Annotated in this window: 26 protein-coding genes; 4 read left to right on the forward strand and 22 right to left on the reverse strand. The window is 56.5% G+C overall.

All coding sequences use genetic code 11. The annotated features are described in order from the left end of the window. Positions 1-55: 55 nt before the first annotated feature. From B9Z33_RS00205 to B9Z33_RS00245, 9 genes are all read right to left on the reverse strand, one after another. The gene (locus tag B9Z33_RS00205) at positions 56-1,132 is read right to left on the reverse strand and encodes a c-type cytochrome (protein ID WP_108285057.1); all 1,077 of its coding nucleotides are present in this window, start codon (positions 1,130-1,132) and stop codon (positions 56-58) included. Next, positions 1,116-2,480 (reverse strand): sulfite dehydrogenase, encoded by a 1,365-nt coding sequence (soxC, locus tag B9Z33_RS00210; protein ID WP_233252675.1) that lies wholly within the window; start codon positions 2,478-2,480, stop codon positions 1,116-1,118. The genes B9Z33_RS00205 and soxC overlap by 17 nt, the downstream gene beginning before the upstream one ends. A 22-nt stretch (positions 2,481-2,502) precedes the next feature. Further along, positions 2,503-2,808 carry a helix-turn-helix transcriptional regulator gene (locus B9Z33_RS00215; protein ID WP_108285058.1) on the reverse strand — a complete coding sequence of 102 codons (306 nt, stop codon included), beginning with the start codon at positions 2,806-2,808 and terminating at the stop codon, positions 2,503-2,505. A 136-nt stretch (positions 2,809-2,944) separates the two neighbouring features. Then, a complete protein-coding gene (locus B9Z33_RS00220; protein ID WP_108285059.1) occupies positions 2,945-4,231 on the reverse strand; it encodes an OmpP1/FadL family transporter in 1,287 nt (428 codons plus the stop codon). A 26-nt stretch (positions 4,232-4,257) separates the two neighbouring features. Beyond that, positions 4,258-4,830 carry a DUF302 domain-containing protein gene (locus B9Z33_RS00225; protein ID WP_108285060.1) on the reverse strand — a complete coding sequence of 191 codons (573 nt, stop codon included), beginning with the start codon at positions 4,828-4,830 and terminating at the stop codon, positions 4,258-4,260. Between the two features lie 127 nt (positions 4,831-4,957). Continuing rightward, on the reverse strand, positions 4,958-5,281 hold the full coding sequence (locus tag B9Z33_RS00230) for a hypothetical protein (RefSeq protein ID WP_108285061.1): 324 nt from the start codon (positions 5,279-5,281) through the stop codon (positions 4,958-4,960). 127 nt (positions 5,282-5,408) lie between these two features. After that, entirely contained in the window at positions 5,409-5,717 is a 309-nt protein-coding gene (locus B9Z33_RS00235; RefSeq protein WP_108285062.1) for a c-type cytochrome, read from the reverse strand. 113 nt (positions 5,718-5,830) lie between these two features. Then, positions 5,831-6,211 carry a rhodanese-like domain-containing protein gene (locus B9Z33_RS00240; RefSeq protein WP_108285063.1) on the reverse strand — a complete coding sequence of 127 codons (381 nt, stop codon included), beginning with the start codon at positions 6,209-6,211 and terminating at the stop codon, positions 5,831-5,833. After that, positions 6,208-6,699, reverse strand: a complete 492-nt coding sequence (locus B9Z33_RS00245; protein WP_108286040.1) for a rhodanese-like domain-containing protein — start codon at positions 6,697-6,699, stop codon at positions 6,208-6,210. The genes B9Z33_RS00240 and B9Z33_RS00245 overlap by 4 nt, the downstream gene beginning before the upstream one ends. Positions 6,700-6,780: 81 nt before the next feature. Here B9Z33_RS00245 and B9Z33_RS00250 point away from each other — a divergent pair, with 81 nt between their 5' ends. Next, positions 6,781-7,398, forward strand: coding sequence for a bifunctional 2-polyprenyl-6-hydroxyphenol methylase/3-demethylubiquinol 3-O-methyltransferase UbiG (locus B9Z33_RS00250; protein ID WP_108286041.1), 618 nt, complete (start codon positions 6,781-6,783; stop codon positions 7,396-7,398). A gap of 66 nt (positions 7,399-7,464) precedes the next feature. Here the strand turns inward: B9Z33_RS00250 and B9Z33_RS00255 are convergent, their stop codons facing one another. Beyond that, a complete protein-coding gene (locus tag B9Z33_RS00255) occupies positions 7,465-7,836 on the reverse strand; it encodes a hypothetical protein (RefSeq protein WP_233252676.1) in 372 nt (123 codons plus the stop codon). A gap of 379 nt (positions 7,837-8,215) precedes the next feature. Here B9Z33_RS00255 and B9Z33_RS00260 point away from each other — a divergent pair, with 379 nt between their 5' ends. Further along, positions 8,216-9,322 carry a YeeE/YedE family protein gene (locus B9Z33_RS00260; RefSeq protein WP_108285064.1) on the forward strand — a complete coding sequence of 369 codons (1,107 nt, stop codon included), beginning with the start codon at positions 8,216-8,218 and terminating at the stop codon, positions 9,320-9,322. A 12-nt stretch (positions 9,323-9,334) separates the two neighbouring features. Here B9Z33_RS00260 and B9Z33_RS00265 read toward each other — a convergent pair whose 3' ends face one another. The 5 genes from B9Z33_RS00265 to B9Z33_RS00285 all read right to left on the reverse strand — a co-directional run bounded on the left by B9Z33_RS00265 (position 9,335) and on the right by B9Z33_RS00285 (position 12,454). Then, positions 9,335-9,955, reverse strand: a complete 621-nt coding sequence (locus B9Z33_RS00265; RefSeq protein ID WP_233252677.1) for a c-type cytochrome — start codon at positions 9,953-9,955, stop codon at positions 9,335-9,337. A gap of 80 nt (positions 9,956-10,035) precedes the next feature. Further along, a complete protein-coding gene (locus tag B9Z33_RS00270) occupies positions 10,036-11,310 on the reverse strand; it encodes an FCSD flavin-binding domain-containing protein (RefSeq protein ID WP_108285065.1) in 1,275 nt (424 codons plus the stop codon). Between the two features lie 11 nt (positions 11,311-11,321). After that, complete coding sequence (locus tag B9Z33_RS00275; RefSeq protein ID WP_108285066.1) at positions 11,322-11,627, reverse strand: class I cytochrome c; 306 nt, start codon at positions 11,625-11,627, stop codon at positions 11,322-11,324. 44 nt (positions 11,628-11,671) lie between these two features. After that, the gene (locus B9Z33_RS00280) at positions 11,672-12,082 is read right to left on the reverse strand and encodes a DsrE family protein (RefSeq protein WP_108285067.1); all 411 of its coding nucleotides are present in this window, start codon (positions 12,080-12,082) and stop codon (positions 11,672-11,674) included. Positions 12,083-12,160: 78 nt separating this feature from the next. Further along, positions 12,161-12,454 (reverse strand): helix-turn-helix transcriptional regulator, encoded by a 294-nt coding sequence (locus tag B9Z33_RS00285; RefSeq protein WP_199220254.1) that lies wholly within the window; start codon positions 12,452-12,454, stop codon positions 12,161-12,163. Between the two features lie 241 nt (positions 12,455-12,695). Between B9Z33_RS00285 and B9Z33_RS00290 the strand changes: the two genes are divergently transcribed. Then, on the forward strand, positions 12,696-13,274 hold the full coding sequence (locus tag B9Z33_RS00290) for a rhodanese-like domain-containing protein (protein ID WP_108286044.1): 579 nt from the start codon (positions 12,696-12,698) through the stop codon (positions 13,272-13,274). Positions 13,275-13,368: 94 nt separating this feature from the next. Continuing rightward, complete coding sequence (locus B9Z33_RS00295; RefSeq protein WP_108286045.1) at positions 13,369-14,691, forward strand: DUF3422 family protein; 1,323 nt, start codon at positions 13,369-13,371, stop codon at positions 14,689-14,691. Between the two features lie 39 nt (positions 14,692-14,730). Here B9Z33_RS00295 and B9Z33_RS00300 read toward each other — a convergent pair whose 3' ends face one another. The 7 genes from B9Z33_RS00300 to B9Z33_RS00330 are packed head-to-tail and all read right to left on the reverse strand — an operon-like array spanning position 14,731 to position 22,672. After that, entirely contained in the window at positions 14,731-15,084 is a 354-nt protein-coding gene (locus B9Z33_RS00300; protein ID WP_108285069.1) for a carboxymuconolactone decarboxylase family protein, read from the reverse strand. Positions 15,085-15,104: 20 nt separating this feature from the next. Further along, positions 15,105-15,395, reverse strand: a complete 291-nt coding sequence (locus B9Z33_RS00305) for a rhodanese-like domain-containing protein (protein WP_108285070.1) — start codon at positions 15,393-15,395, stop codon at positions 15,105-15,107. Between the two features lie 20 nt (positions 15,396-15,415). Then, entirely contained in the window at positions 15,416-16,690 is a 1,275-nt protein-coding gene (locus B9Z33_RS00310; RefSeq protein WP_108285071.1) for an NAD(P)/FAD-dependent oxidoreductase, read from the reverse strand. A gap of 33 nt (positions 16,691-16,723) precedes the next feature. Beyond that, a complete protein-coding gene (locus B9Z33_RS00315) occupies positions 16,724-18,094 on the reverse strand; it encodes a TolC family outer membrane protein (RefSeq protein WP_233252678.1) in 1,371 nt (456 codons plus the stop codon). Positions 18,095-18,123: 29 nt separating this feature from the next. Then, positions 18,124-18,333 (reverse strand): DUF2892 domain-containing protein, encoded by a 210-nt coding sequence (locus B9Z33_RS00320; RefSeq protein WP_108285072.1) that lies wholly within the window; start codon positions 18,331-18,333, stop codon positions 18,124-18,126. Positions 18,334-18,364: 31 nt separating this feature from the next. After that, positions 18,365-21,604, reverse strand: a complete 3,240-nt coding sequence (locus tag B9Z33_RS00325) for an efflux RND transporter permease subunit (protein ID WP_108285073.1) — start codon at positions 21,602-21,604, stop codon at positions 18,365-18,367. Positions 21,605-21,616: 12 nt separating this feature from the next. After that, on the reverse strand, positions 21,617-22,672 hold the full coding sequence (locus B9Z33_RS00330; RefSeq protein ID WP_108285074.1) for an efflux RND transporter periplasmic adaptor subunit: 1,056 nt from the start codon (positions 22,670-22,672) through the stop codon (positions 21,617-21,619). Positions 22,673-22,685: the final 13 nt, after the last annotated feature.

Here is a 22,685-nt window from a genome sequence, read left to right on the forward strand (position 1 = left end):
GAAGTTGAATGATGCTAGTGAAATTGGTTCAGCAGTACAACGGATGAAACCCGAATTACTTGCTGGCCCCTTTTGAAATCCATTCGGCAATTTTCTTGGCGTCTGCGTCAGGCAGCGTCTGGGGTGGCATGGGGATCGGACCCCAAACACCCGAACCGCCGGCCTTGATCTTGCCCACCAAATAATCCACCTTACCTGAGTGCTTTTTAGCAATCTCGTTGAAGCCAGGGCCAACCACTTTCTTGTCCACACCATGGCAAGCCGTGCAGCTGTATTTGTTGAGCAATGTAATGGCGGCTTTGGCCTCAGCATTGTCTGGTTTGGCCGGGGCTGCCGCAGCAGGCGCAGCGACCACGGGCATACCAGCCTTGGCTTCTGGCTTGGTGGTGTCTACACCGTGCTGCTGACCCACCAGCCGGTTTTGCTCAGCCAGGTTGCCATGGGCATTGCGGGCAAAGTCAGGCAAGAAAGACGCCACTTTGGCTTCGGGTGTGCAGTCTTTCATGCACAGCTTGTTGTCGGTATCAGGCTTCTTGACACCACCAAACTCATTACCGGGCCACATGGCGTGCTTAGTCGTCATGCCATTGCGGTTGGGCATGCGGGCTTGAACTTCAGCGATGTTTTTATCGGACAGTGTGAAGTTTTCAGGCACCACGTTGGCCAGATTCAGTAAGAAGGCTGTGACCGAGTAAACCTCTTCAGTCGTCAATGACTTCGGAGCAGTCCATGGCATGGCGCGGTTGATGTAGTCCCACAAGGTCGAGACCGTCGCCACCTTCATGATGGTGGTGCGGCCCGGATAGTCTGAACGGTTCAAGTTGGCAACTCGGCCATTCTTGACGTCTTCGGCTGTGGTGCCGCCAATCAAGGGGCTGAAGACTTCACCAGACTCACCGAACACGCCGTGGCAGTGTGCGCATTTGCCTTCCCAAACATCTTGACCTTTGGCCACAGTCCCGGAACCAGCAGGCAAGCCTTTGAAGTCAGGACGCACGTCGATATCCCACTTGGCCACTTCTTTGGGCGTGGCATCACGGCCCACACCCGGATATTTGGAAGCTTGAGCCGAAGCCAAACCCGCCACCGCCAGCAATGCGGCAGTCAAAACGGCATTACGAAACCTGGACATTTTTCACCTCACCGTTTTCCTGAACCAACCAGGACTGGATGGCGTTGTTGTGATAAATCGAACGCGTGCCACGGACACCACGCAGTTGTTGGTATGTGGGCTGCACATGACCAGTTTCGTCTTGGGCACGACTTTGGATGATGGCGGGCTTGCCATCCCAGACCCAGTCAAGGTTAAAACGTGACAACGCCTTAGACAGCACAGGCGTTTCCAGACGCGCTTGACGCCAGTTGCGGCCGCCATCGGTGGAAACATCCACACGCTTAATCTTGCCCTTGCCCGACCAAGCCAGGCCCGTTATGTTGTAAAAACCCTTGTCCAGCAAAACCTGACCGCCAGAGGGCGTGGTCACCACGCTCTTGACTTCCTGGATGTTGGTGTACTGACGGTGCAAGCCACCGGGCTGCAAATCGATGTAGTGAATCGCTTCGTCTTTAGCTGCATAGGGCTTGTCACCCACTTCAACGCGGCGCAAGTACTTGACCCAGCTCACCCCTTGAACACCTGGCACCACCAAACGCAAGGGGTAGCCGTTTTCAGGCCGCAGCATTTCACCGTTTTGACCATAGGCCACGATGACTTCACCGGAAGTGATCAGGCTCATGGGGATGGTGCGTGTCATGGACGAACCGTCACCGCCTTCGGCCAGCACAAACTTGCCGTTTTTCAAGTCAGCACCCGCCAACTCGAGCAAGGTGATCAAGGGCACGCCTGTGAACTCGCTGCACGACAACATGCCGTGGGTGTATTGCACCGTGGGCACAGCCACGTTGCCCCAATCGACCGCTGTATTGGCCCCGCACTCAATAAAGTGAAAGCGCGACACCGATGGCAAACGCATGATCTCGTCCATGGTGAAAACCATGTTCTTTTTGACCATGCCGTTGATCATGAAACGGTGCTTGGATGGGTCGATGTCCCACCAGCCTTGGTGGTGACGCTCGAAGTGCAAACCGCTGGGCGTCACGATACCAAACAAAGACTGCAAGGGTGCGAACGACACTGAGGCCTGGGTTGTTTGTGTCAGACCCGGACTTTGACGACGCTGCAAGTTGGCTTCGAATTTAGAGGGTTTGCCGTAACCTTCGACTGCCACGCCCTGGCCCAGATTGGTCGCGTGCTCAGGCAGGTTCAGGATGTTGGGGTCACCACCCTCGGTAGGCACTGGGTTGCCCTGAGCCATCGCCATGGGCGCTGCGGCACCCGCAGCAGCGGCTGCAAATGCGTTGCGAATGAAATCGCGGCGGCCTTTTTTGCCTTCGGCAAAGACCTCCTTGATGCCACTTTGGGTCAGGAAGTTTTCCGGTGCTTTTTGCACCCTTCCCGAGTTGATGCTGTCTTCTTTCACACAAACTCCTCGTTTTGAGTTGTCAATTCACGTCCGCTTCAATGGCAACTTGTGTGCACACTGCACGACATACCACCACAGCTGTTTCGTCTGCAATCCGATAAAACATTTGAGCACCTTGGCGACGTTTACCCAAAACACCCGATCTGTACATGATGTTCAGATGCTGGGACATATTGGGTTGCGCCACACCGATGCTCTCGAGCAATTGCCCAACATTCTTTTCGCCCTGGCACAACTGGCTGATGATGCGCAGACGGATAGGCGTGGACAGCACGGCAAATAACTCAGCCGCTTTGTCAAAAACCTGATCGATCTCATCGCTCATGCACTGCTTGCTATTAGGTTCTTATATTCGAATGCGCGAATATATACGATAAATGATGAATCTGAATCAGGGATTACACGGGAAACAAATCCTGATCAGGACAAACCCTGATCAGGAACACGCACTCGGTCTTCGCTCAGAACTTCCAGCCGTACTGGATACCCAGAGATTGCTGGGACATACGAATGGTCTCAGGCGTGCCAGACAGTGCCGATGTACCGGTCACCGTATTTTTAGGGGCATACATGTACGCAAAAGTCAGGTCGGATTTGTCATCCAACTTGTACGTCGCACCCAAAGTGTAGTGGTCGGTGATGACCCCAGGGGCAATGATGTTGAACGTCACGTTCGCACCGCTAATGGGGTTGTTGGTGTGGTTGTAGCCTGCACGCAAGGTCAAGTTTTGGCTTTGCTTCCATTCCACCCCCAACTTGAAGACGTTCAGGTCAGACCATCCAAAGCCAGGACCATTGTCAGCGCCCAATGGTCCACCTTGCATCATCTGATTGCCAATCGCTTTGACATCACTGTAGTTAATGCGTTGGTAATCCAATGCCAACAGAACCGCAGGTGAGGCTTGAATGGTGACGCCCATCGCATAGTTTTCTGGTATGTCGAAATCGCCACCCTCTGCGAACAGCTGCGAATACTTCTTGAAACGACCCATGTTAATTTTGGGCGAATACGAAACACCCAAGCGAACGGCATCATTCACGGCAGTTGTGTAGCCAAGACGGACACCCCAACCCTTGCTGGAATCGTTACCGTTGTCAGTGGTGTTGGTTGCATATGTATTCTGGCCCGTCCATTGCGGGTTACCAGCAAATGCTTGCAAACCCGAAGCCTTGAACTGCTGGTAAACCAACAAGGGGGACACGCCAATGGCACTGGTCTCGGAAAGCTTGTACGCGAAGGTGGGTGCCACAATCAATTGCATCAAGTTGACACCCAGCTTTGTGTTGCCGCATAGCATGTTATTTCGCGGACCTGCACCTGTGCAATCAAAGCCGGTTGCGCCGTAATCTGTATTCATGCCGCCATTGCCGTAAACCGATAATCCTACAGCCATGTCCGACCCGATCTGTCGGTTGTAGCCGAATTCAGGGACGATGAATGTACTGCTACCACTCTCAACGCCACCATTCATCCCTGCCGTCATTCCCGAACCACCGGTACGCGTAGCCCCCCGTTTAGGCATAAACAGATTTGCACCCAGTTCATAACGATTGCCGGCAAATGCCGCCAACGCCGGGTTATTGGCCCCTGCAAAGGCATTGCCGGTCACGGCCACGGAAGCTCCTCCCATACCCAATGACTGCATGCCGTAGCCATGCGGGAAATATCCATCGGTCGCCCAAGCTGCAGAGCCCGTGGCCAAAACAGCCGCCACCACGGTGGCACGCAAAGTGTTGATTTTCTTCATGCTTGTCTCCTCGTTGTTTCAGATGATCAGAATTCGCCTTTGGAGCCGCGCTCCATCATTTCCCAAATGGTGTCGCGAACTGCCTGAGCTTCTTCTTTCAAAGGAGAAGGCAGCTTGCGCCCCATCTTGACCATCATGTCCATATTGAGGGTGTAAAGCCACAAACCATCATCTTTTTCAACCACAGAAATCCGGCACGGCAAATAGGCGGCCATGTGAGGACTGAAGTCAACCATGCGTCGCGCCGTTGTTGGGGTGCAGAACGAATACACCGTCAGCAATTTTTGCTTTTGACCGGTACGGGCCTCAAGCTCTTTGGACAAAGGCAAGGTACCCACGTCTTTCATGTTGCGTTCACTTGCAACCTGCTTGAGTACTTGCTCAATGTCATTAGCTGTAACACCAGATTTGACTTTGCGTTCCCAAGTGGTAGCCACAGCGATGTCGCCATTGCCATCAACCCAGCGATCCCACATGCGACTGGCTTCTGCGCCAGCACCCGATTCAAGCTTGCCTAACGTGCTGATGGTGCCGCAGCCAGTCAGCCAAACCGAACTCGCCAATACGGCCCACTTCACCCAGGTCCACGATTTGCGCATGTGTATCTCCTTTAAATTTGTTGCAATCAAACTGGGTCTCATGACAAAAGCCCTGATACCGCTTGATACAAATCATCGGGGATATCGATGGAAACTAATATAGGAGATACCCTATATAAGCAATGGTTTATTTAAATTTGTAATGGTCTCTGTTCAATACTGCAGCCACAGCATTGACCTCTTCAGGGAACATGCCCATGTTCAGTTCGGTATTGCATTGCTCCACCATCCCACGCAACAAGCCTGGTGTGTTGATGCGCCCTTGGGGTTTGTAGATGGCACTGCCATCGCCCGGGACTTTGGTGGCATGGCAAGCGACGCACTTGTTGTCATCGATCAACTTTTGCCCCAAGCCTAAGTCTGCGCCATGAAAAATGGCGGGTTGTGCATGGGCGCACGCGAAAACGGCAGACAAAAAGAACACAAACGTCCATTTAGGGGATGTCATCATGGGTTCACCTCAAAAAAAACCGCTCTTCGGTCACCCGAAGAGCGGAAGAAAAAAGCCACGAGTACCAATCGAGCTTTCACAACTTGAACATCCAATCGATCACCCACTGGGGATCGGGATGTTTGAATTATTTGGCGCCAGCCAAAATCCATGCCGCCAGCGTATTGGCATCGGCATCGCTCAAGGCTGCTTGTGCAGGCATGGGAATGGGCCCCCACTTGCCAGAGCCACCAGCTTTGATGCTTTTTGCCAACGTGGCTGCTGCATCTTTTTGGCCCGCATACTTTTTGGCAACGTCCTGGTAAGCCGGGCCCACCACTTTTTTGTCAACGCCATGACATGCCATGCATGCGTTCTTCTTGGCCAGATCCAAATTGGCGAAAGCGGGGGCAGCGAATGCAGCAGAGGCTGCGATGAGTGCGGAAATAAATTTCATGAAAAGGCCTTGGGTTAAATATCAATGGCGGCTAATTTAACGCAAAAAGCAGCCTCAGTGTTGACGAAAAACATCCGAAAGATCAGTGGTTTCACTGATGTCGGTGTGGCTTCTTAATCGAAGGATGGTTGTTCTGGCTTGACCACAGGCTTTCCCTCGGCCATCCATGCATCAAAGCCCCCGGCAATGGATTGCACATTCAGGTAGCCCATGGCTTGCATGGTCTGTGCGGCCAGTGCGGCGCGGCCACTGGTCTTGCAATACAACACCACCTGGATGTCACGCGATGCCAAAGCGGGCATGGCGCTGAGCTTGAACTCCAACAAGCCACGAGGTATCAACACAGCGCCAGCCAAATGGCCTGCAGCAAATTCGTCGGCTTCACGCACGTCAATCAAGACATCGGCTTGTCTGATGGCTTGTTCAGCGTCTTTGAGTGCGATTTCTTGTGTGCAGCTTTTGGCTTCAGCCACCAAGTCGTGTGCGGTTTTCATGGACTGTCCTTTCCGTGTTGCGGGGTTGAAGTGGCTTTCAGGTTGGCGTCTAGGCCGCCTTTGGCTTTCCACTCGGAAAAACCACCTTGCAAGATACGTACATTGTCCCAACCGGCCACACGCAATGCAAACCCGGCCTGCGCAGACAGCGTGCCTGTATTGCAGTAAATCAAAACTGGCTTGCTTTTGGGAATTTGCGCTGATTTGGACAAGACGTGTCGCCATTCGATGTTGATGGCACCCGGAATGTGGTCTTTGGCAAATTGATTCGCATCGCGCGCATCGATGATCAGCATCTTGGCGTATTCGGCCTTGGGAATTTGCTCAGGAAAAATCGTACCGCCGCCGTAATCCACGAATTCAAGGTAAGCAGACATCTCGTCCACAGCCACGGCCTTCGCATCTGCCGCCGACACCGACTGACAGATCAGTGAGCCACACAGAGCGACCACCACGCCAAAGGCCCGGAGAAATTGCGCAGTCTTCATTGTCATTTCCATAAGTTTTCACGAATATACTCAATTTTCAACCCAACAGCCCCACCGCACTTGCACAGCAACCCCAACACCATGACGGCATTCAACAACCCGCGCAACACTTGGAACCAGAGATTCGCCTCGGAGCAATACATTTTTGGGGAAGAACCCAATGCCTACCTGCGCAGCCAGATGGCGCACCTGCAAACAGGTTCCGCCCTGGCCGTCGCAGACGGTGAAGGTCGCAACGGAGTGTGGCTGGCCGAGCAAGGACTTCGCGTTGAGGCATTTGATTTTTCAGAAAATGCCGTTCAAAAAGCGCGTCTGCTGGCGGAGCGCCGCAAGCAATCGGTTGAATGGCATTGCAGCGACTGGCAATCGTTTGACTGGAAAGCAGCGCACTACAACAACGTGGTCGGCATCTTCTTTCAATTTGCCAACCCGGCAGAACGCACAGCCCTGTTTGCCAAGATGGACGCCAGCCTCCAATCCGGTGGCACGCTGGTGATACAAGGCTACACAGCTGCGCAATTGAACTTCAACACCGGTGGCCCCGGCAAACTGGACCACATGTACGATGAAACGATGATGCGCGAAGCATTTGCCAGTTACGACATCATCGACTTGAGAACCTACGAAGCCCACATTGATGAAGGCAGTGCCCACAAAGGCATGTCCGGCCTGCTGGGATTAACGGCTCGCAAGCGCTGAACCTGAGCCTTGGGTGGCGGTTTGCACAACCATGAGGCTTCACATGCACGCCGTCACATCGCGCGGTCAAAGGGCTTGTCGACCTTTGGCCATGCGCTCTTCAAGATAAGGGCCATAAAAATCTGGCAAGTATCCACCCTCCATGCGCTCGGCCACTTCTTTGCCCCCAGGACCAAAGAACAGCAAGGTAGGTGCGATGGAAATGCGCCATTGTTTGATCAGTTGATCGTGCGTGGTCTTGCGCCCTTGAAAATCCAACACCGATTGGCTGCTGCGCATGTCCAACTGAACAATGGCTGTGCCCGCCTTTTGCATGGGAACCAAATGGCTGTTGCGGGCGATGCGACAAAACGGACAACCCTCAAGACTCACCATGACGGTCAAGACCTGTTTTTGCTGAATGGCCTTGGACAACTCGTACTGCAAAGACTGCGGCATCGGCAAGAGGGAATGGGCACCCGATTGCGCAAATACACCAGAAGCCGACGCAAGGCATGCCAGTCCAACAAAGTTTCGACGCTGGATGAGCGCAGTCATGCAAGGTTCAGTCATGGGATTCGATCAATGGGGAAAGCGCAAACGTTTAAATAAGTAACGATGAAATTATCAAAGATCACTGGACAACATGCAAGCTTGTCCGGTCAGCACAGTCGCCTTGGCATCGCCACTCTTGCCAAGGCACGCACCTGGAACTGAACCCATGATTGCTTGCCCAAGGTGACTCAATTGCACGGAGTCGCTTGACTTCCATCAAGAGCAGCCAAGATTTCAGGCATTAGGATATACATCACTTATCCCTGAAGTAACGGAGCACCGCATGTCCATGACCCAATGGCTCGAAGCCTATGGAAACCCCACAGTTTTGGCCAGCGGTGGCGCTGTCATTGGTGGTTTGTTTGGTTTTTTTGCACAACGTTCGCGATTTTGTTTGCGCGCAGCAGTCATCGAATTTTGGCATCGCCGCTTTGGCGACAAATTATCCGTGTGGCTTCTGGCATTTGCATCAGCAGTGATTGCTGTACAAATCATGGTCTTGGCCGGCTGGCTGGACACCAACAACGCGCGCCAAATTTCAGCCACCGGCAGTCTCTCAGGTGCACTGATTGGTGGGCTGACCTTTGGCATCGGCATGGTCATGACGCGTGGCTGCGCCAGCCGCTTGCTGGTCCTCTCAGCCAACGGCAATTTACGGGCACTGCTTTCAGGCCTGATCTTTGCGGTCACGGCCCAATCGGCGCTTTCTGGAGTTTTGTCGCCCTTGCGCCTGGCCATCAGCAGTTGGTGGACCGTGCCGGGCGGTGCCGCGCGTGATTTGCTGGCTATCACCGGCCTCGGCCATGGTGCTGGCCTGGCCATGGGTGGCGTTTGGCTCATCGCTGCTTTGTATTTTTCTTTGCGCTCCCCCAACCGCAGCTTCTGGATGTGGGTGGGTGGTATCGGCACGGGGCTGATGGTGGCTGCCGCTTGGGGCTTTAGCCAATGGGTGGCGCGTGAATCCTTTGACCCCGTTCAAATTCAGGGTCTGACCTTCAGCGGCCCGTCTGCCGAATGGCTGATGCGGGTGATGCAATGGCCTTGGCCGCCCATTGGTTTTGATTTTGGCCTGATGCCGGGTGTTTTCCTGGGCTCGCTGATCGGCGCACTGATCGGCAAAGACTGGAAGCTCGAAGGGTTCATTGATGGCTACAGCATGCGGCGCTACATTGGCGGCGCTGTATTGATGGGCTTTGGCTCGATGCTGGCCGGCGGCTGTGCTGTTGGCGCAGGTGTAACAGGCGGTGCAATTTTCGCAATCACCTCATGGATCAGCCTGGTGGGCATGTGGCTGGGTGCGGGTCTGACGGATCGCTGGCTCGACGGCGGCACATCAGCCCAAGTCAAACCCTTGCAGGGCATGCCCCTTTCGGGGCTGACTGCACCTTGAGCAGAATCGCCGTCATTTGCCGCTGAGGTATTCCGCCACGGCCACCATTTCAAGTGGCGTCATTTTGCTGACGATGGCATGCATCACCGCGTTGTCGTTGGTTCGCTCGCGCTTGTTGAACTGCTGGAGCTGGGTGGCGATGTAATCGGCATACTGACCGGCCAAGCGCGGCAGTGCCGTTGTGCCCTTGCCCTCCGCCCCATGACAACTGGCGCAGGCAGCTAGGCCGCTGAACTTGTTGCCCTGGTGATAAATGTATTTGCCAACGGCAGCCAGCCCCTGATCTTTGGCGGGCTCCGTCGGAACGGCTTGTTTTTCAAAGAACTTGCCCAAGGCCACCATCTCATCGGGTGTCAGCTTGGCCACCATGTCGGCCATGGCCGTGCTCTTGCGCTTGCCTGTCTTGAAGTTTTCAAGTTGCTTGGCGGTGTATTCCCAATGCTGACCTGCCAGACGAGGAAAAACCTCACTGGATGACTCGCCTTCTGCACCATGACAGACAAAGCAAACACCACCCACAATTTTTTTAGCGCGCGCTTCGTCAGCCTGAGCCATGACCGAAGTACCCAGAGCAGCAATGCCCAGTAGCAAAGCCGCTTTCAAAAGACGGCGCGGTGTGATTTGTTGAACCATGAAAGACCTCGACTTGTAAAAAATAATGGTCGTAAAAAAACGCCGCGAGTCTGGCGACTGCGGCGTTTATCAGGTGAACCTCACGCCAGCGTATCGGCCCAGATGTTGCGAGCCCACGCGTGGGCATAGCGACCTTCCAACTCATTGGCAGCGCTGGAAACACCACCAGAGCCTGGCACCGTCAGCATGGTCTTCTTGTCTGCGTCATAACGGTGCACGCTGGCCACATGGACCACATCTTCCGAGCTGACAAAGCTGTAGCAGGTGTTGTTGTAAATCGGCATGGGGTTGACTTCTTTGCCCATCAACAGAGCCACCACGGCGGCCGCACAGGTTTTGCCGTGCTGGTTGGCCATGTGACCCGACTTGGGCATGCCCGGTGCGATCTGGATCGAGTCACCCAACACGTGCACGTTTTTGGCTGCCTTCGATTCAAAGGTCAGGAAATCAACCTCACACCAGCGCTTGTTGGCCGTGGCCAAACCCGCGTTGAGGGCGATGTCACCGGCGCGCATTTCAGGAATGACGTTGAGCACGCTGGCCTTGATGTCGTCATTGAATTCAAACTTCAAGGTGTTGGTGGCGGCATCGACATCGGTCACGCGGTGTTTGCCACGGTACTCGACGATGCCCTTGTAACGCTCGGCCCAGGCCTTCTTGAACAAAGGACCTTTGGAGGTCACATCGTCGTTGGCGTCCAGAATCAGGACCTTGCTCTTGGGTTTGGCCTTGGTGAAATATTCGGCCACTTGGCAAGCACGTTCATACGGGCCGGGAGGGCAGCGGTAAGGTGCCAGCGGGATCGACATGGCGAACACGCCACCATCGGGCATGGCTTCGAGCTGCTTGCGCAGGGTGAGAGTTTGCGCGCCCGCCTTCCAGGCGTGCATGACTTTGTCTTTGGCATCCGCCTTGGCCATGCCGGGCAAAGTTTCCCACATGAAGTCCACGCCGGGCGAGACGATCAGACGGTCATAGGCCAATTCGGTGCCACCGGCCAGTTTGACGATGCGCTTGTCGGCGTCGATGGTGTTGACGCGGTCCTTGATGATGGTGACACCGTGACGCTTGGTCAAGTTGTCATAGGGTGTGGTGATCTCGGCGATGGTCTTGCTGCCGCCAATCACCAAATTGGAGATGGGGCAGGAAATGAACGCATCGTTGGGCTCGACCAAGGTGACCTGAATTTTATGCTCAGACCACATGCGCAAGTATTTGGCAGCTGTCGCGCCGGCATAACCACCGCCAATGACCACCACTTTGGGGCCGCTGCCGCCACCCATGGTGGCACAACCCGAAACCAAACCCATGGCTCCCAATGCGGAACCTGTCTGCAAAAAATGACGACGTTGCATGGCTGTATTCCTTATTTCTTTTGGGCGGCAAAGTAGCCAGCGATTGCGACGATTTGGTCGTCGGAATAGCCTTTGGACAGCTGGTGCATGATGGTGGCAGGTTTGCGACCTGACTTGAAATCCAACATTTTCTTGACCATGTCATCTTTGTTGGCTCCGGCCAACGACTCCATGCCCAACTGTGCATGTCCATCGGTGCCGTGGCAAGCTGCACACGATGCAGCCCAGCTGCGCACATGCAGCGGATCAACCTGAGCTTGCGCCAAGCCTGAAAGTGTAAGCAGCGCAGCGGCGCTCAAAGCATGTTGAATTTTCATGAAAACTCCTCAAAAAACGGATTGATGACGGTCAAGATGAACCTTCATGGGCGCAAATAGACAAAGCCTTCTTTGGCTTGCAGTTTGGCCACTTCAGCGACACCCGAAGGAACCACCTTGGCTTCCATCTGGACCTTGTCTGTAGATATTTTGCGTGAGACCAATGTGTTGTTGCACACACGGAACTCCACCCCTTTGCCCACCAGCTCGCTTACGCTACCTGCAAAAGGTTGGTCCATCTGGTTGGTTGCTCCGTCGAGCAAAAAGTCGATCCCCAAGCCGTGAGTTACAACGACAATCTTGGCTGTCGGATCTGCATTGAGGTGATTTCGAATGTTGCCTATCGCGCGCGAAGCCTGAGGAATGCCCTCACTCAAGTGATAGACCACCTTGATTTGCGCCATGGTCAAGGTACTGGCCAGCAGGCCTGAAATCAAAAACAACCAACGTTTCATTCGTGTCTCCTGATAGACGGATATTAGCGCCTTGAAGTGCATGGGCACGACAGTGGAAACCCGACTCGAAACTGACGCTCAACTTTCAATATCGGTTTGCTTACATACGGCTCGGCAAATGTTCACTATGTTGTTGTTGACAATGCGGTAATAAATTTGAACGCCATCACGGCGCTTGTCCAGCACACCCGCCTGATATAGGGTATTCAAGTGTTGCGACATATTAGGCTGGGTCGTGTCGATCTCACTCAACAGTTCACCCACGTTTTTTTCACCGCTGCACAGGCAACTGATGATCCGCAGTCGCATGGGGGCCGACATCACACGAAATACTTCTGCAGCCTTTTCTATTTGCTCGTCCGAAACTGCCATGGACTTATCTTGAACCGATTTTTTGGCCGTAGTGACCATATTTTTTCCCGTCTAATTTCAGAGTTAGATCTTGATTGTCCCCGAAAACGAAAGGCAGCAGGATCGCCCCCCGCATCAGTTATGGCAACAATCAGTCGACACGCAAGGGTTAACCCTGGCTCGGACCTTGATCCATGTCAAGGCCATTTGCAGCCCCAAAAGAGATCATGATTTCACCTTTTTATCTTTTTACACACTGATCATGAAACGCATTTCAGCTTGGATTCTCGGACTGGGTTTTGTAAGCGTGGCTTTTGGCCAAGCCGCCGTCATTCCCGTTGGGACAGCATTGAATATTTTTGACAATCAAAAGTCTGTCATTGTGAAGACGGCCAAAGGCGCGGTGGAAATTACCCGCGTAATGACGGTGGCTGCCAAAAACGGCGGAACACTCCAGCCTCTGATCCCCGTGCCTGGCGTGCATCCTGTCGGCGAGATTGAAATCCTGGAGGCCTTAAGCGACCGCAACGCCCTGGTCGTGGACATGCGAGACACCAACGACCGAGTCAAAGGCACGATTCCGGGTTCAGTGGGCATACCATACACTGAGGTCGCATCTCGCCTGAATGAGCTGGGTTGCCAAAAAACAGGCTCACAGTGGAACTGCTCCGCAGCCAAAAAGGTATTTGCCTTCTGCAATGGTCCTGTTTGCCCCCAGAGTCCCGCTGCTATCCGCGCCATGACACGCGACGGATTCCCGGCAGACAAAATTTATTACTATCGCGGTGGCATGCTCGACTGGGATGCACTGGGTTTGACGATAGTAAAAGACGAGTTCTGATCTCACAGTTGAACAACCCTTTCACAGTATAAAAATCCAGCCACTGCGGCCCCTTCAACTGGGGCCGCAGTCATTTGGTGAAAGCGAAATGCGCATGAACGCTCGATTTCTACCCACGGACGACGACTTACGTTTTGAATTGCACAACGAAGTGCACGCCAGACCATCGGCACGTGTGCGTTTGCCAGCACTCATTACCTATGTCGCGGTGCTCAATGAGGGGATCAGTCGAGAAATAGAACGTCATCACCTGAGCACATTGCCCGGGCAGGACGGGGTGACAGCGGAGCAGACCAAAGGTCATTTTTTGCGACTGAGGTGCGCGGACTTTACCGTCAAATGGGAACGGCATACCGAATTCACAAGGTACTCGATCGTCCAAGCGCTGCCCGCGAATGCCACTTCGGTAAATGATTTACCCGCAATGGCACAGCAAGTGGCAACCGGAACGACGTGGCTGCGTGAAATTCCAGGAAGAACTGTGGTGGCCATCCAACTGGCAATGTTGACCGAAAACATTTCTAATACCGCACTCATTGAAAAAGCACAGCAATGGCTTGGTGACGGAACCATCATTGGCTCACGAATGGGCAACCTCAATGAGCACCAATCCCACTCCATGCTGCTGACCAACTTGCGCATTGGTACAGATGGTTTTGAGCGCATGCTGGTGATGGCCCCCCCCGACACACCAGACGGCCGGGCTGGGCGAATTTCACAACGCGTTCTCGAGTTGGAAACCTACAGACTCATGGCACTGCGAGGTCTACCCATTGCCAAGCAACTGTCCAGCGCGCTGGCTCAGGCTGAGAACAGACTGGCTGAGATCACGGTACGTCTGGAGTCCAAACGCGAAAACGACCAATCCCTGTTGGACGACTTGGTGGCGTTGGCTGCACACGTGGAGCGGGCAACAGCCGAGCATGGCTATCGATTTTCAGCGACACGCGCCTACAACGCCATTGTTCAGGAGCGCATTGCCGAATTGCGAGAGCGACCGATCGCAGGAACCCAAACCGTCGGCGAATTCATGCAAAGACGTCTGGCCCCAGCCATGGCCACCGTTGCGGCGACATCTCAAAGAATGGCTGCCTTGGCAGAGCGCATCACACGCACGAGCGCACTGCTGCGCACCCGTGTCGACATCGCAGCAGAAATACACAACCAAGAACTACTGGAAAAACTCACACGCGGCCAAGACCTTCAGTTGCAACTGCAGTCCACAGTTGAAGGGCTTTCCATCGCGGCAATTTCATACTATGTAGTGAGCTTGGTGCTTTATTTTGGTAAAGCACTCAAAGCCGCTGGCCTGCCTATTCATCCAGAAATCATGGCAGGTCTGCTCACGCCCGTCGTACTCTGGCTAGTCTGGAAAACTGTCCAACGCATTCACGCGCGCTTGAATACAGCGCACTGAGTCATGGATGTGCACGGGACACATCCATGCAGTGAGTGGTCAAGCCTGAACAGGCGCAAACGCTTCCCAGGCCGCCAGTGCTTCAGCGGTGTACATCAAGGCGGGCCCCCCACCCATGTACACGCACACGGCCAGCATTTCTTCCAACTCCTGACGTGTGCAGCCCAAACGGCGCAAAGCCTTGACATGAAAGCCGATGCAGCCAGAGCAATGCTGGGTGATGCCGATGGCCAAAGCGATCAGTTCTTTATGCTTCTCACTCACTGCCCCTTCGGTCATGGCCGCCTTGGCCAACTGGCCAAAGCCCTGCATGGCCTCGGGCTGGCCTTTGCGCAAGCCGCCCAAAGACTGGTTGATGTTCTGGATCAGTGCTGGATGGTCAAATGTACTCATGCTGTTTACTTTCGAAAAATTCAAAGCCGATCAATTGGTAAGCCAAATTGCATGGACACCGCGCCAGCTGAACCGCCATTGCTAACCTGCTGGTAGCCCAGTTGCTGCATGAAGTTGCAGGCCATACCCGAGCGACCGCCCGAAGCACAACACAAAATCACTGCAGTGGCTTTGTCTGGCACATGTTGGGGGATTGCTTCGGCAAAGCGGTCGAGCGGAATGTTGATCGCACCACGCACATGGCCCATAGAAAATTCGCCAGGCGAGCGGACATCAATGATCAAAGGGGTTGAAGTATTGGCTTGTGTCATGTGTCAAATGGTGTGAGGTTTTATTTTTCCAAGCGCAAAATGCCCAAAGCCTTGAGCACATATTTTTCATACACGGGCTCTGAATTACCGCTCTTCATCTTGCGGAGGAAGTACTTCTCAAACGCAATCTTGGCCAAATGGACCCACTTGCCTTTCTTGAACCAATTGACGTTGCGCGGCGGAATTTGGGGCAGCGCCACAAAGGCGGCACCGGTGTCACCCATGTCGGCCAGGCAAATGGCATTCCATGTGCCCTTGGCGGTGGCAGGCTGGCCCGACAGCTCGGCCGCGATGTTGTGCGCGATCGCGGTCACCATGGTCTCGATCATGTAGCCGGTCTTGGGTGCGCCGGTGGCCACGGGCGTGACCTCGACGGGCGGGATGGCCACGCACACTCCGGCAGCAAAAATGTTCTTGAATTTCTTGCTGCGCTGAAACTCGTCGATCATCACAAAGCCACGCGGGTTGCACAGCTCGGGCACTGCGGCCACGGCATCGATGCCTTTGAAGGCGGGCAGCATCATCGACAACTTGAAGGGCAACTCGTGCTCTTTGTATGTGTTGCCCAAATCGTCCACCTGGGTCACAAACATCTTGCCCGCTTCCACCTGGGTGGTCTTGGCGTTGGTGATCCACTTGATGTCGTTGTTGCGGAACTCGCTCTCCAGCATCGACTTGCTGTCCCCCACCCCACCCAGGCCCAGGTGCCCAATGTAGGGTTCGCTGGTCACATAGGTCATCGGCACTTTGTGGCGCAGCTTGCGGCGGCGCAAATCGGTGGCCAGGATGAAGGCAAATTCATAAGCCGGACCAAAGCAGCTGGCCCCGGGCATGGCACCAATCACCACAGGGCCGGGGTTCTCCAGAAACACTTGGTAGTCCTTCCAGAACTGCTCGGCATGGTCGACCGTGCACACCGAATGGGTGTGACCACCGTGCGGACCTGCGCCAGGCACTTCGTCAAAACTCAGCTTGGGACCGGTGGTGATGACCAGGTAGTCGTAAGCGATGACTTGACCATCGGCCAAGGTGATCTGATTGCCTTCGGCCTGAATATGGGTCACGGGCTGGGCAATGAAAGCGATGCCTTTGCGTTCCAGCAAAGGCGCAATCTTGAGGGTGATGTCATCGCGCTTGCGCCAGTTGACTGCGATCCACGGGTTGGAGGGCGTGAACTGAAAATAGTCCACCGCGCTGACCACGGTGATCGTGTGCTCTTTGGCAAGCAGCTCACGCATTTCATAGGCAGCGGGCATGCCGCCCACACCTGCACCAAGAATCACAATATGGGCCATGGCTTTCGCTCCTTTGATTGAACTTCTTTGAAATCAGTTCGCGAGCACCGCATTGACCGTTTGCAGCTGGATCTCACCCAGTTGCCCCGCCATGGCATGCAAACGCAATTGCGCGATCAGCGTGTCGATCTGTCCTTGCAGCAAAGCCAACTCGGCGGCACTGGCATCGTTTTGCGCATTGAGCAAATCCAGCGTGGTTCGGTCACCCACCTGGCGACCCAACTGGGTCGAAGCCAAACGGGCCAAGCTGGCCGTGCGAGCCGCATCGAGCGCTGCCAAACGGGCCTGCCCGCTTTGGACCGCTTGCCATGCGGCGCGGGTCATCTGGCTCACCTGCAGGCGGGCACTTGCCAGTTGGGCGCGTGCCTTGTCATGCCAATGCGTGGCCTCTTGCAGCTTGGCGCTGCGCCAGCCGCCGGTGTACAGCGGCACATTCAGCATCAAGCCAACCATCTGCTGGCTTTGCGTGTTGCTGGCTGAACCAAAGTCGCCAGTGCCACTGATGCGGTCACGCGAAGCCTGTGCCACCAAATCGAGTGTGGGCGATGCCGCGGCTCGGTGTTTTTCTATGTCTTGCTGAGCGGCTTCCGCCTGGGCAAGTTGGAGCTTGAGCATCGGGTTGTTTTGCTCGGCTCTTTGCAGCCAGTCGGCCAAGGGCTCGGTGGCCTTGGTCACCACCGAACGACTAGGTGCTTGCAGCTGCAAAGACTGAACAGGTAAGCCCGTCACATCGACCAGCACCTGAAGCGCCATGTCCAGCTCGTTCCTTGCAGCAATGGCTTGCGCCGCCAAAGCCTGGGCTCTCGCCTGCGCTTCGTGGGTGTCAGTCACCGGCACATCGCCCAGTGCAAAGCGGTCTTTCGCTTCGGTCAGGGCTTTGTCGACGGCTTGCTGCTGTTGCTGCACCAGCGCCAAACGGCGCTCGGCTTGCACCACATCAAAGTAACGCTGTGTGGTCTGCAGCATCCAGTCTTGTTGGGCCAGTTGCCATTCGTGCTCGCTGGCTTGGGCCGCGATGTCCAGCTGCGCACTTTGTGCGCGGCGTTCGGGGTTGTAAAGCGGCTGCTTGGCACTCAAGGTCCACCGAGAGACCGTCCCACCATTGACCGAAGTGCCAAACGATGCGCCACTGACTGGCGCAGCGCCAGGCATGGTGAACTGCGCACCGTTCATTTGAGTTTGAGCACTGCCCCAACCGCTTGTCGCACTCAATCCCACATGGGGCCGCCACAACGCAGAAGCCTGTTCGTGCCGCGTGACCCCTGCCGCACGGCTGGCCTCAGTGACTGCACCTTGCGGGTCGTGCTGGCGAGCAGCCTGCCAGACTTGCAACAGGTCTGTGGCACTGACGGCCGTGGCGCACAGCGCAAAAGCAGCGGTCGCGATCAGCGTGCGTGGGCTCATCTTCATGCTCCAAATGGGCTGACGTGCGATCAGCAACCCGACTCAACACCCAACTTGCGCAAGATGGTTTCCATCATGCACCACTTGGTCAGCGCGCTTTGCAGCAAGTTGGCCCCCACAAAGGCGGTGAAGGCCAGCCACCAAGGGCTCACAAAAATGGGACTGCCCTCAATGCCCAAGGCCAGAGACACGAGGATGAAGGTGCCAGCGACGAGGCGAACGATTTGCCAGGATTTCATGAGATTTCTCCAAAGGTTTCAGGTTAAAAAATCAGACCGCTTCGTACTGTCGGCGGTAAGCCGCGTAGTACAGCGTGGGGATGACGACCAGTGTCAGGATGGTCGAGACAAAGATGCCAAAGATCAGCGAGATGGCCAGACCGTTGAAGATCGGGTCATCGAGGATGAAAAACGCGCCCAGCATGGCCGCACCGCCCGTGAGCATGATGGGCTGGGCACGGGTGATGGCCGACTGCACGATGGCCTGCTTGAAAGGCATGCCCTGCTTGACTTGCAAGTTAATGAAGTCCACCAACAAGATGGAGTTGCGCACGATGATGCCGGCCAGCGCGATCATGCCGATCATGCTGGTGGCCGTGTACTGCGACTGCAGCAGCGCGTGCCCGGGCATCACGCCGATGATGGTGAGCGGAATGGGCGCCATGATGATCAACGGCGTGAGGTACGAACCAAACTGCGCCACCACCAACAAATAGATCAGCACCAGGCCCACCGCATAGGCCGCGCCCATGTCGCGGAAGGTCTCGTAGGTGATCTGCCATTCGCCGTCCCACTTGATGGCGTAGCCGCGCCAAGCGTCAGACGGTTGGCTGATGAAGTACTCATTCAGGGCCGCACCGTCGGGCGTCTTGATTTTCTGGATGGCACTGCGCATCTTGAACATGCCGTACAGCGGGCTGTCGAGTTGGCCCGCCATGTCGGCGGTCACAAAATTCACGGGCAACAGGTCTTTGTGGATCACGGGCTGCTCGCGCTCGCTGTCGCTCACCGTGACCAGCTCGCGGATCGGCACCAGCTTGCCCGAGGCACCGCGCACCGCGAGTTGCATCAGAGCCGACAAATCGCCATGCCGCTCGGCGGGCAACTGGATCAAAGCCGCAGCGGGGTACTTGCTGCCGTCGTGCAGGTAGGTCGTGGCCTCTCCGGCCAAGCCCGCACGCAAAGTGGTCACGATGGCCTGCTGTGGAATGCCCAAAGCCGCGGCTTTACGCCGATCCACCAGCAACAACTTGCGCGGTGCGGCGGCAATGCTGCTGTCGTCCACGTCCACCACGTTGTCGGTCTTCTCAAAGATGGCGCGCACCGCCTTGGCCACGCTGCGGCGACCTTCGGCATCAGGCCCGTAAATCTCGGTCACGATGGGGGCCATCACGGGCGGGCCGGGGGGCATCTCGACCACTTTGACATTCGCGCCAAAGCGCTGGCCAATGGCCTGCAGCTCAGGCCGCAAGCGTGTGGCAATCGCATGGCTCTTGTCTTTGCGCTCGTGTTTGTCCACCAGCTTGACCTGCATGTCGCCCACCTCGCCACCTGCACGCAGGTAGTACTGGCGCACCAGGCCGTTGAAGTTGATGGGCGACGAAGTGCCTGCATAGGCTTGGTAGTCGGTCACCTCGGGCTGCTGAGCCAAGTGCGCGCCCAGCTCGTGCATGACGGCGGCGGTTTCTTCCACGGGCGTGCCCGCAGGCATGTCGACCACCACCTGGAACTCCGACTTGTTGTCAAAGGGCAGCATCTTGAGCAGCACCAGACCCGTGGCGGGCAACACCAAAGACAAGGCGATCAAGCCTACGATGCCCAGGCCCAAGAGCTTGCGGTTGCGTGAGCCCTGCTCCTTGTGCAGCAAGGGCTCGAACACGCGCTCAAACAAGGGGCCCAGCTTGGCGGCCAAGCCCGCAGGCGCAGCGTGTGCACCGTCTGCATGCGATGGCTTCATCCAGATCCGCGCCAACCAGGGCGTGACCACAAAGGCAATGGCCAGCGACAGCACCATGCCCATGCTGGCGTTGATCGGGATCGGGCTCATGTAGGGGCCCATCAAGCCACTCACAAAGGCCATGGGCAAGAGCGCGGCGATCACCGTCAGCGTAGCCAAGATGGTCGGGCCACCGACTTCATCGACCGCACCGGGAATGATCTCGGCGAGCGTCTTGCCCGGGTAGAGCTGCTGGTGGCGGTGGATGTTTTCCACCACCACAATCGCATCGTCCACCAAAATGCCAATCGAAAAAATCAGCGCAAACAGCGACACGCGGTTGAGCGTGAAGCCCCAAGCCCACGAGGCGAACAGCGTCACCGTGAGCGTCAAGATCACGGCCGTGCCCACAATCGCCGCCTCGCGCTTGCCTAAAGCGATGAACACCAGCGCCACCACCGCTGCCGTGGCAAACAGCAGTTTTTGGATCAGCTTTTGTGCCTTGTCGTTGGCCGTGCTGCCGTAGTTGCGGGTTTCGGCCACTTCCACTTCTTCCGGAATCACCGTGCCGCGCAACGCCGCCACGCGGTCCATCACGGCGTTGGCCACGTCGATGGCGTTTTCACCGGGCTTTTTGGTGATGGTCAGCGTCACGGCGGGGTATTCACCACCACCGGCGGCCTTACCCAGGCCGTGCGTCACATAGCGCGTGGCGGGCAAAGGGCCTTCTTCGACCTTGGCCACGTCCTTCAAGAACACCGGGCGGCCGCCCTGCACACCCACCACCAGGTCGGCCACATCGCTGGTTTGTGAGAGGAATGGCCCGACCTCGATGCTCACACTCTTGTTGCCCGCAATCAGTTCACCCACAGGCAAGCCCGAGTTGGCCGACTGCAATGCCATGCGCAGGTCTTGGACAGTGACGCCAAAACCAGACATGCGCTGCGGGTCGATTTGCACCATCACAGCGCGGTCGGGGCCACCCAAGGTCTGCACATCTTGTGTGCCTTTGACGCGCTTGAGGTCGGCTTCCATGCTGTGCGCGACGCGCTCCAGGCTGTAAGCGCTGACATCTTCGCTCTTGCTGAACAAGGTCAGCGTCACGATGGGAACATCGTCCACGCCCTTGGGTTTGATCAACGGGTCCAACACACCCAGTCCCTTGGGCAGCCAATCGGCATTGGCGCGGATCGTGTCGTGCAAGCGCACCAGCGCTTCGGTGCGCGGCACACCCACCTTGAACTGCACCGTCAGCACCGCCACGCCTGGGCGTGAGACCGACATGACGTGTTCAACGCCCGCGATTTTGGACAACACCTGCTCGGCCGGAATGGCCACCATCTGCTCCACATCGCGCACCGCCGCGCCGGGGAAAGGCACCAGCACATTGGCCATGGTCACGTTGATCTGCGGCTCTTCTTCACGCGGCGTGACCAGCACCGCAAAAATGCCCAGCAGCAAAGCCACCAAGGCCAGCAGCGGCGTGATCTGCGCACTCTGGAACATGACCGCAATGCGGCCCGAAATGCTCAGCGCGGTGTCAGGCAAGGGATTCTGGGTTTGAGGCTCGTTCATGTCAGAGCCCTTTCAGCGCACAGCGCCTGCCAGCTGCGGTTCGGCGGCTACTTTGTCGTCCTTGCGCAAACCGCTCAACACCTCCACCCGGTCACCCGAGGTCTGGCCGAGTCGCACCTGGCGCAAGCTGGGCTTGCCTTGGGCGTTGATCACATACACCCCCGTCATTTCGGCGCGGCGCACCACGGCGCTGCTGGGCAGATACACGCGCTCAGCGCCCGCCTGGCCTGTGCTCACCCCTGGCAGCCACACGCGTGCAAACAAGCCCGGGGCCAAGCCCTCGATGCCAGCAGGCAAGCTCAGGCGAATCTGGCCGGTGTGCGTCACCGGGTCGACCGCGGGCAGCACCTGCACCTGTTGGGGGGTTTGCGGCGTGGCGTAACCCGTCACACCCGGCAGCTCATAACGAATTGATTTTTGCTGCGCGTTCACGCTGGCCAGCAAAGCTTGTGGCACCGCTGCACTCACGCGCAAGGCCGACGGGTCGTGCATCGTCACCAAGGCACGCCCGGGCATGGCCATGTCGCCCAGCGTGACCGACACATCGCTCACCACACCGGCATACGGCGCGTTGACGATGAAAAAGCCCGACTGTGTTTGTGCCACCTGCGTCTGCGCCTGCAGCGCTTTGACTTGTGCCTTGGCCGCATCCCACTGGGCTTGGGCACGGTCAAAAGCGGCTTGGCTGATGTATTGCTTTTGCAGCAACTGCTTTTGCCGCTCCAGCTCCTGACCAGCCACCACCAACTGCGACTGCGCCGCCTCGACCTGCGCGGTGGAGCCCACCACGCCCTGCTGTGCGGCACGGGCGTCGACGCGCAGCAGCTCTTGCCCAGCCCTTACCTTGTCGCCCGCCTTGACGTGCAAAGCCACCACCGCCCCTGCGACCTGGGTCGACAACGTGGTCTGGCGCACGGCCTCCACCACCCCGTCCAGGCTACCGGCCGCATGACCGGCGCTGCTTTCCACCGCGATCACTTTGAGCGCGACCGGCTCAGCCGCATGGGCCGCGCCTTGGACACACAGGCCCGCCAGAGCGGTCAAAGTCAGCAGGGTCAAGCGTTTCATCGGTTGGGTCTTT

The organism is Limnohabitans sp. T6-20 (assembly GCF_003063505.1).
GTDB lineage: Bacteria > Pseudomonadota > Gammaproteobacteria > Burkholderiales > Burkholderiaceae_C > Limnohabitans_A.

Coding starts and splice junctions, on each gene's coding strand:
- B9Z33_RS00310 (WP_108285071.1), bottom strand. CDS start 16,690: ATGGCCCATATTGTGATTCTTGGTGCAGGTGTGGGCGGCATGCCCGCT.
- B9Z33_RS00275 (WP_108285066.1), bottom strand. CDS start 11,627: ATGAAAATTCAACATGCTTTGAGCGCCGCTGCGCTGCTTACACTTTCA.
- B9Z33_RS00255 (WP_233252676.1), bottom strand. CDS start 7,836: ATGCCGCAGTCTTTGCAGTACGAGTTGTCCAAGGCCATTCAGCAAAAA.
- B9Z33_RS00285 (WP_199220254.1), bottom strand. CDS start 12,454: ATGGCAGTTTCGGACGAGCAAATAGAAAAGGCTGCAGAAGTATTTCGT.
- B9Z33_RS00325 (WP_108285073.1), bottom strand. CDS start 21,604: ATGAACGAGCCTCAAACCCAGAATCCCTTGCCTGACACCGCGCTGAGC.
- B9Z33_RS00265 (WP_233252677.1), bottom strand. CDS start 9,955: ATGGTTCAACAAATCACACCGCGCCGTCTTTTGAAAGCGGCTTTGCTA.
- B9Z33_RS00300 (WP_108285069.1), bottom strand. CDS start 15,084: ATGAGTACATTTGACCATCCAGCACTGATCCAGAACATCAACCAGTCT.
- B9Z33_RS00245 (WP_108286040.1), bottom strand. CDS start 6,699: ATGAAGACTGCGCAATTTCTCCGGGCCTTTGGCGTGGTGGTCGCTCTG.
- B9Z33_RS00305 (WP_108285070.1), bottom strand. CDS start 15,395: ATGACACAAGCCAATACTTCAACCCCTTTGATCATTGATGTCCGCTCG.
- B9Z33_RS00330 (WP_108285074.1), bottom strand. CDS start 22,672: ATGAAACGCTTGACCCTGCTGACTTTGACCGCTCTGGCGGGCCTGTGT.
- B9Z33_RS00260 (WP_108285064.1), top strand. CDS start 8,216: ATGTCCATGACCCAATGGCTCGAAGCCTATGGAAACCCCACAGTTTTG.
- B9Z33_RS00315 (WP_233252678.1), bottom strand. CDS start 18,094: ATGAGCCCACGCACGCTGATCGCGACCGCTGCTTTTGCGCTGTGCGCC.
- B9Z33_RS00235 (WP_108285062.1), bottom strand. CDS start 5,717: ATGAAATTTATTTCCGCACTCATCGCAGCCTCTGCTGCATTCGCTGCC.
- B9Z33_RS00240 (WP_108285063.1), bottom strand. CDS start 6,211: ATGAAAACCGCACACGACTTGGTGGCTGAAGCCAAAAGCTGCACACAA.
- B9Z33_RS00205 (WP_108285057.1), bottom strand. CDS start 1,132: ATGTCCAGGTTTCGTAATGCCGTTTTGACTGCCGCATTGCTGGCGGTG.
- B9Z33_RS00295 (WP_108286045.1), top strand. CDS start 13,369: ATGAACGCTCGATTTCTACCCACGGACGACGACTTACGTTTTGAATTG.
- B9Z33_RS00220 (WP_108285059.1), bottom strand. CDS start 4,231: ATGAAGAAAATCAACACTTTGCGTGCCACCGTGGTGGCGGCTGTTTTG.
- B9Z33_RS00320 (WP_108285072.1), bottom strand. CDS start 18,333: ATGAAATCCTGGCAAATCGTTCGCCTCGTCGCTGGCACCTTCATCCTC.
- B9Z33_RS00250 (WP_108286041.1), top strand. CDS start 6,781: ATGACGGCATTCAACAACCCGCGCAACACTTGGAACCAGAGATTCGCC.
- B9Z33_RS00230 (WP_108285061.1), bottom strand. CDS start 5,281: ATGATGACATCCCCTAAATGGACGTTTGTGTTCTTTTTGTCTGCCGTT.
- B9Z33_RS00270 (WP_108285065.1), bottom strand. CDS start 11,310: ATGCAACGTCGTCATTTTTTGCAGACAGGTTCCGCATTGGGAGCCATG.
- B9Z33_RS00215 (WP_108285058.1), bottom strand. CDS start 2,808: ATGAGCGATGAGATCGATCAGGTTTTTGACAAAGCGGCTGAGTTATTT.
- B9Z33_RS00290 (WP_108286044.1), top strand. CDS start 12,696: ATGAAACGCATTTCAGCTTGGATTCTCGGACTGGGTTTTGTAAGCGTG.
- B9Z33_RS00280 (WP_108285067.1), bottom strand. CDS start 12,082: ATGAAACGTTGGTTGTTTTTGATTTCAGGCCTGCTGGCCAGTACCTTG.
- B9Z33_RS00225 (WP_108285060.1), bottom strand. CDS start 4,830: ATGCGCAAATCGTGGACCTGGGTGAAGTGGGCCGTATTGGCGAGTTCG.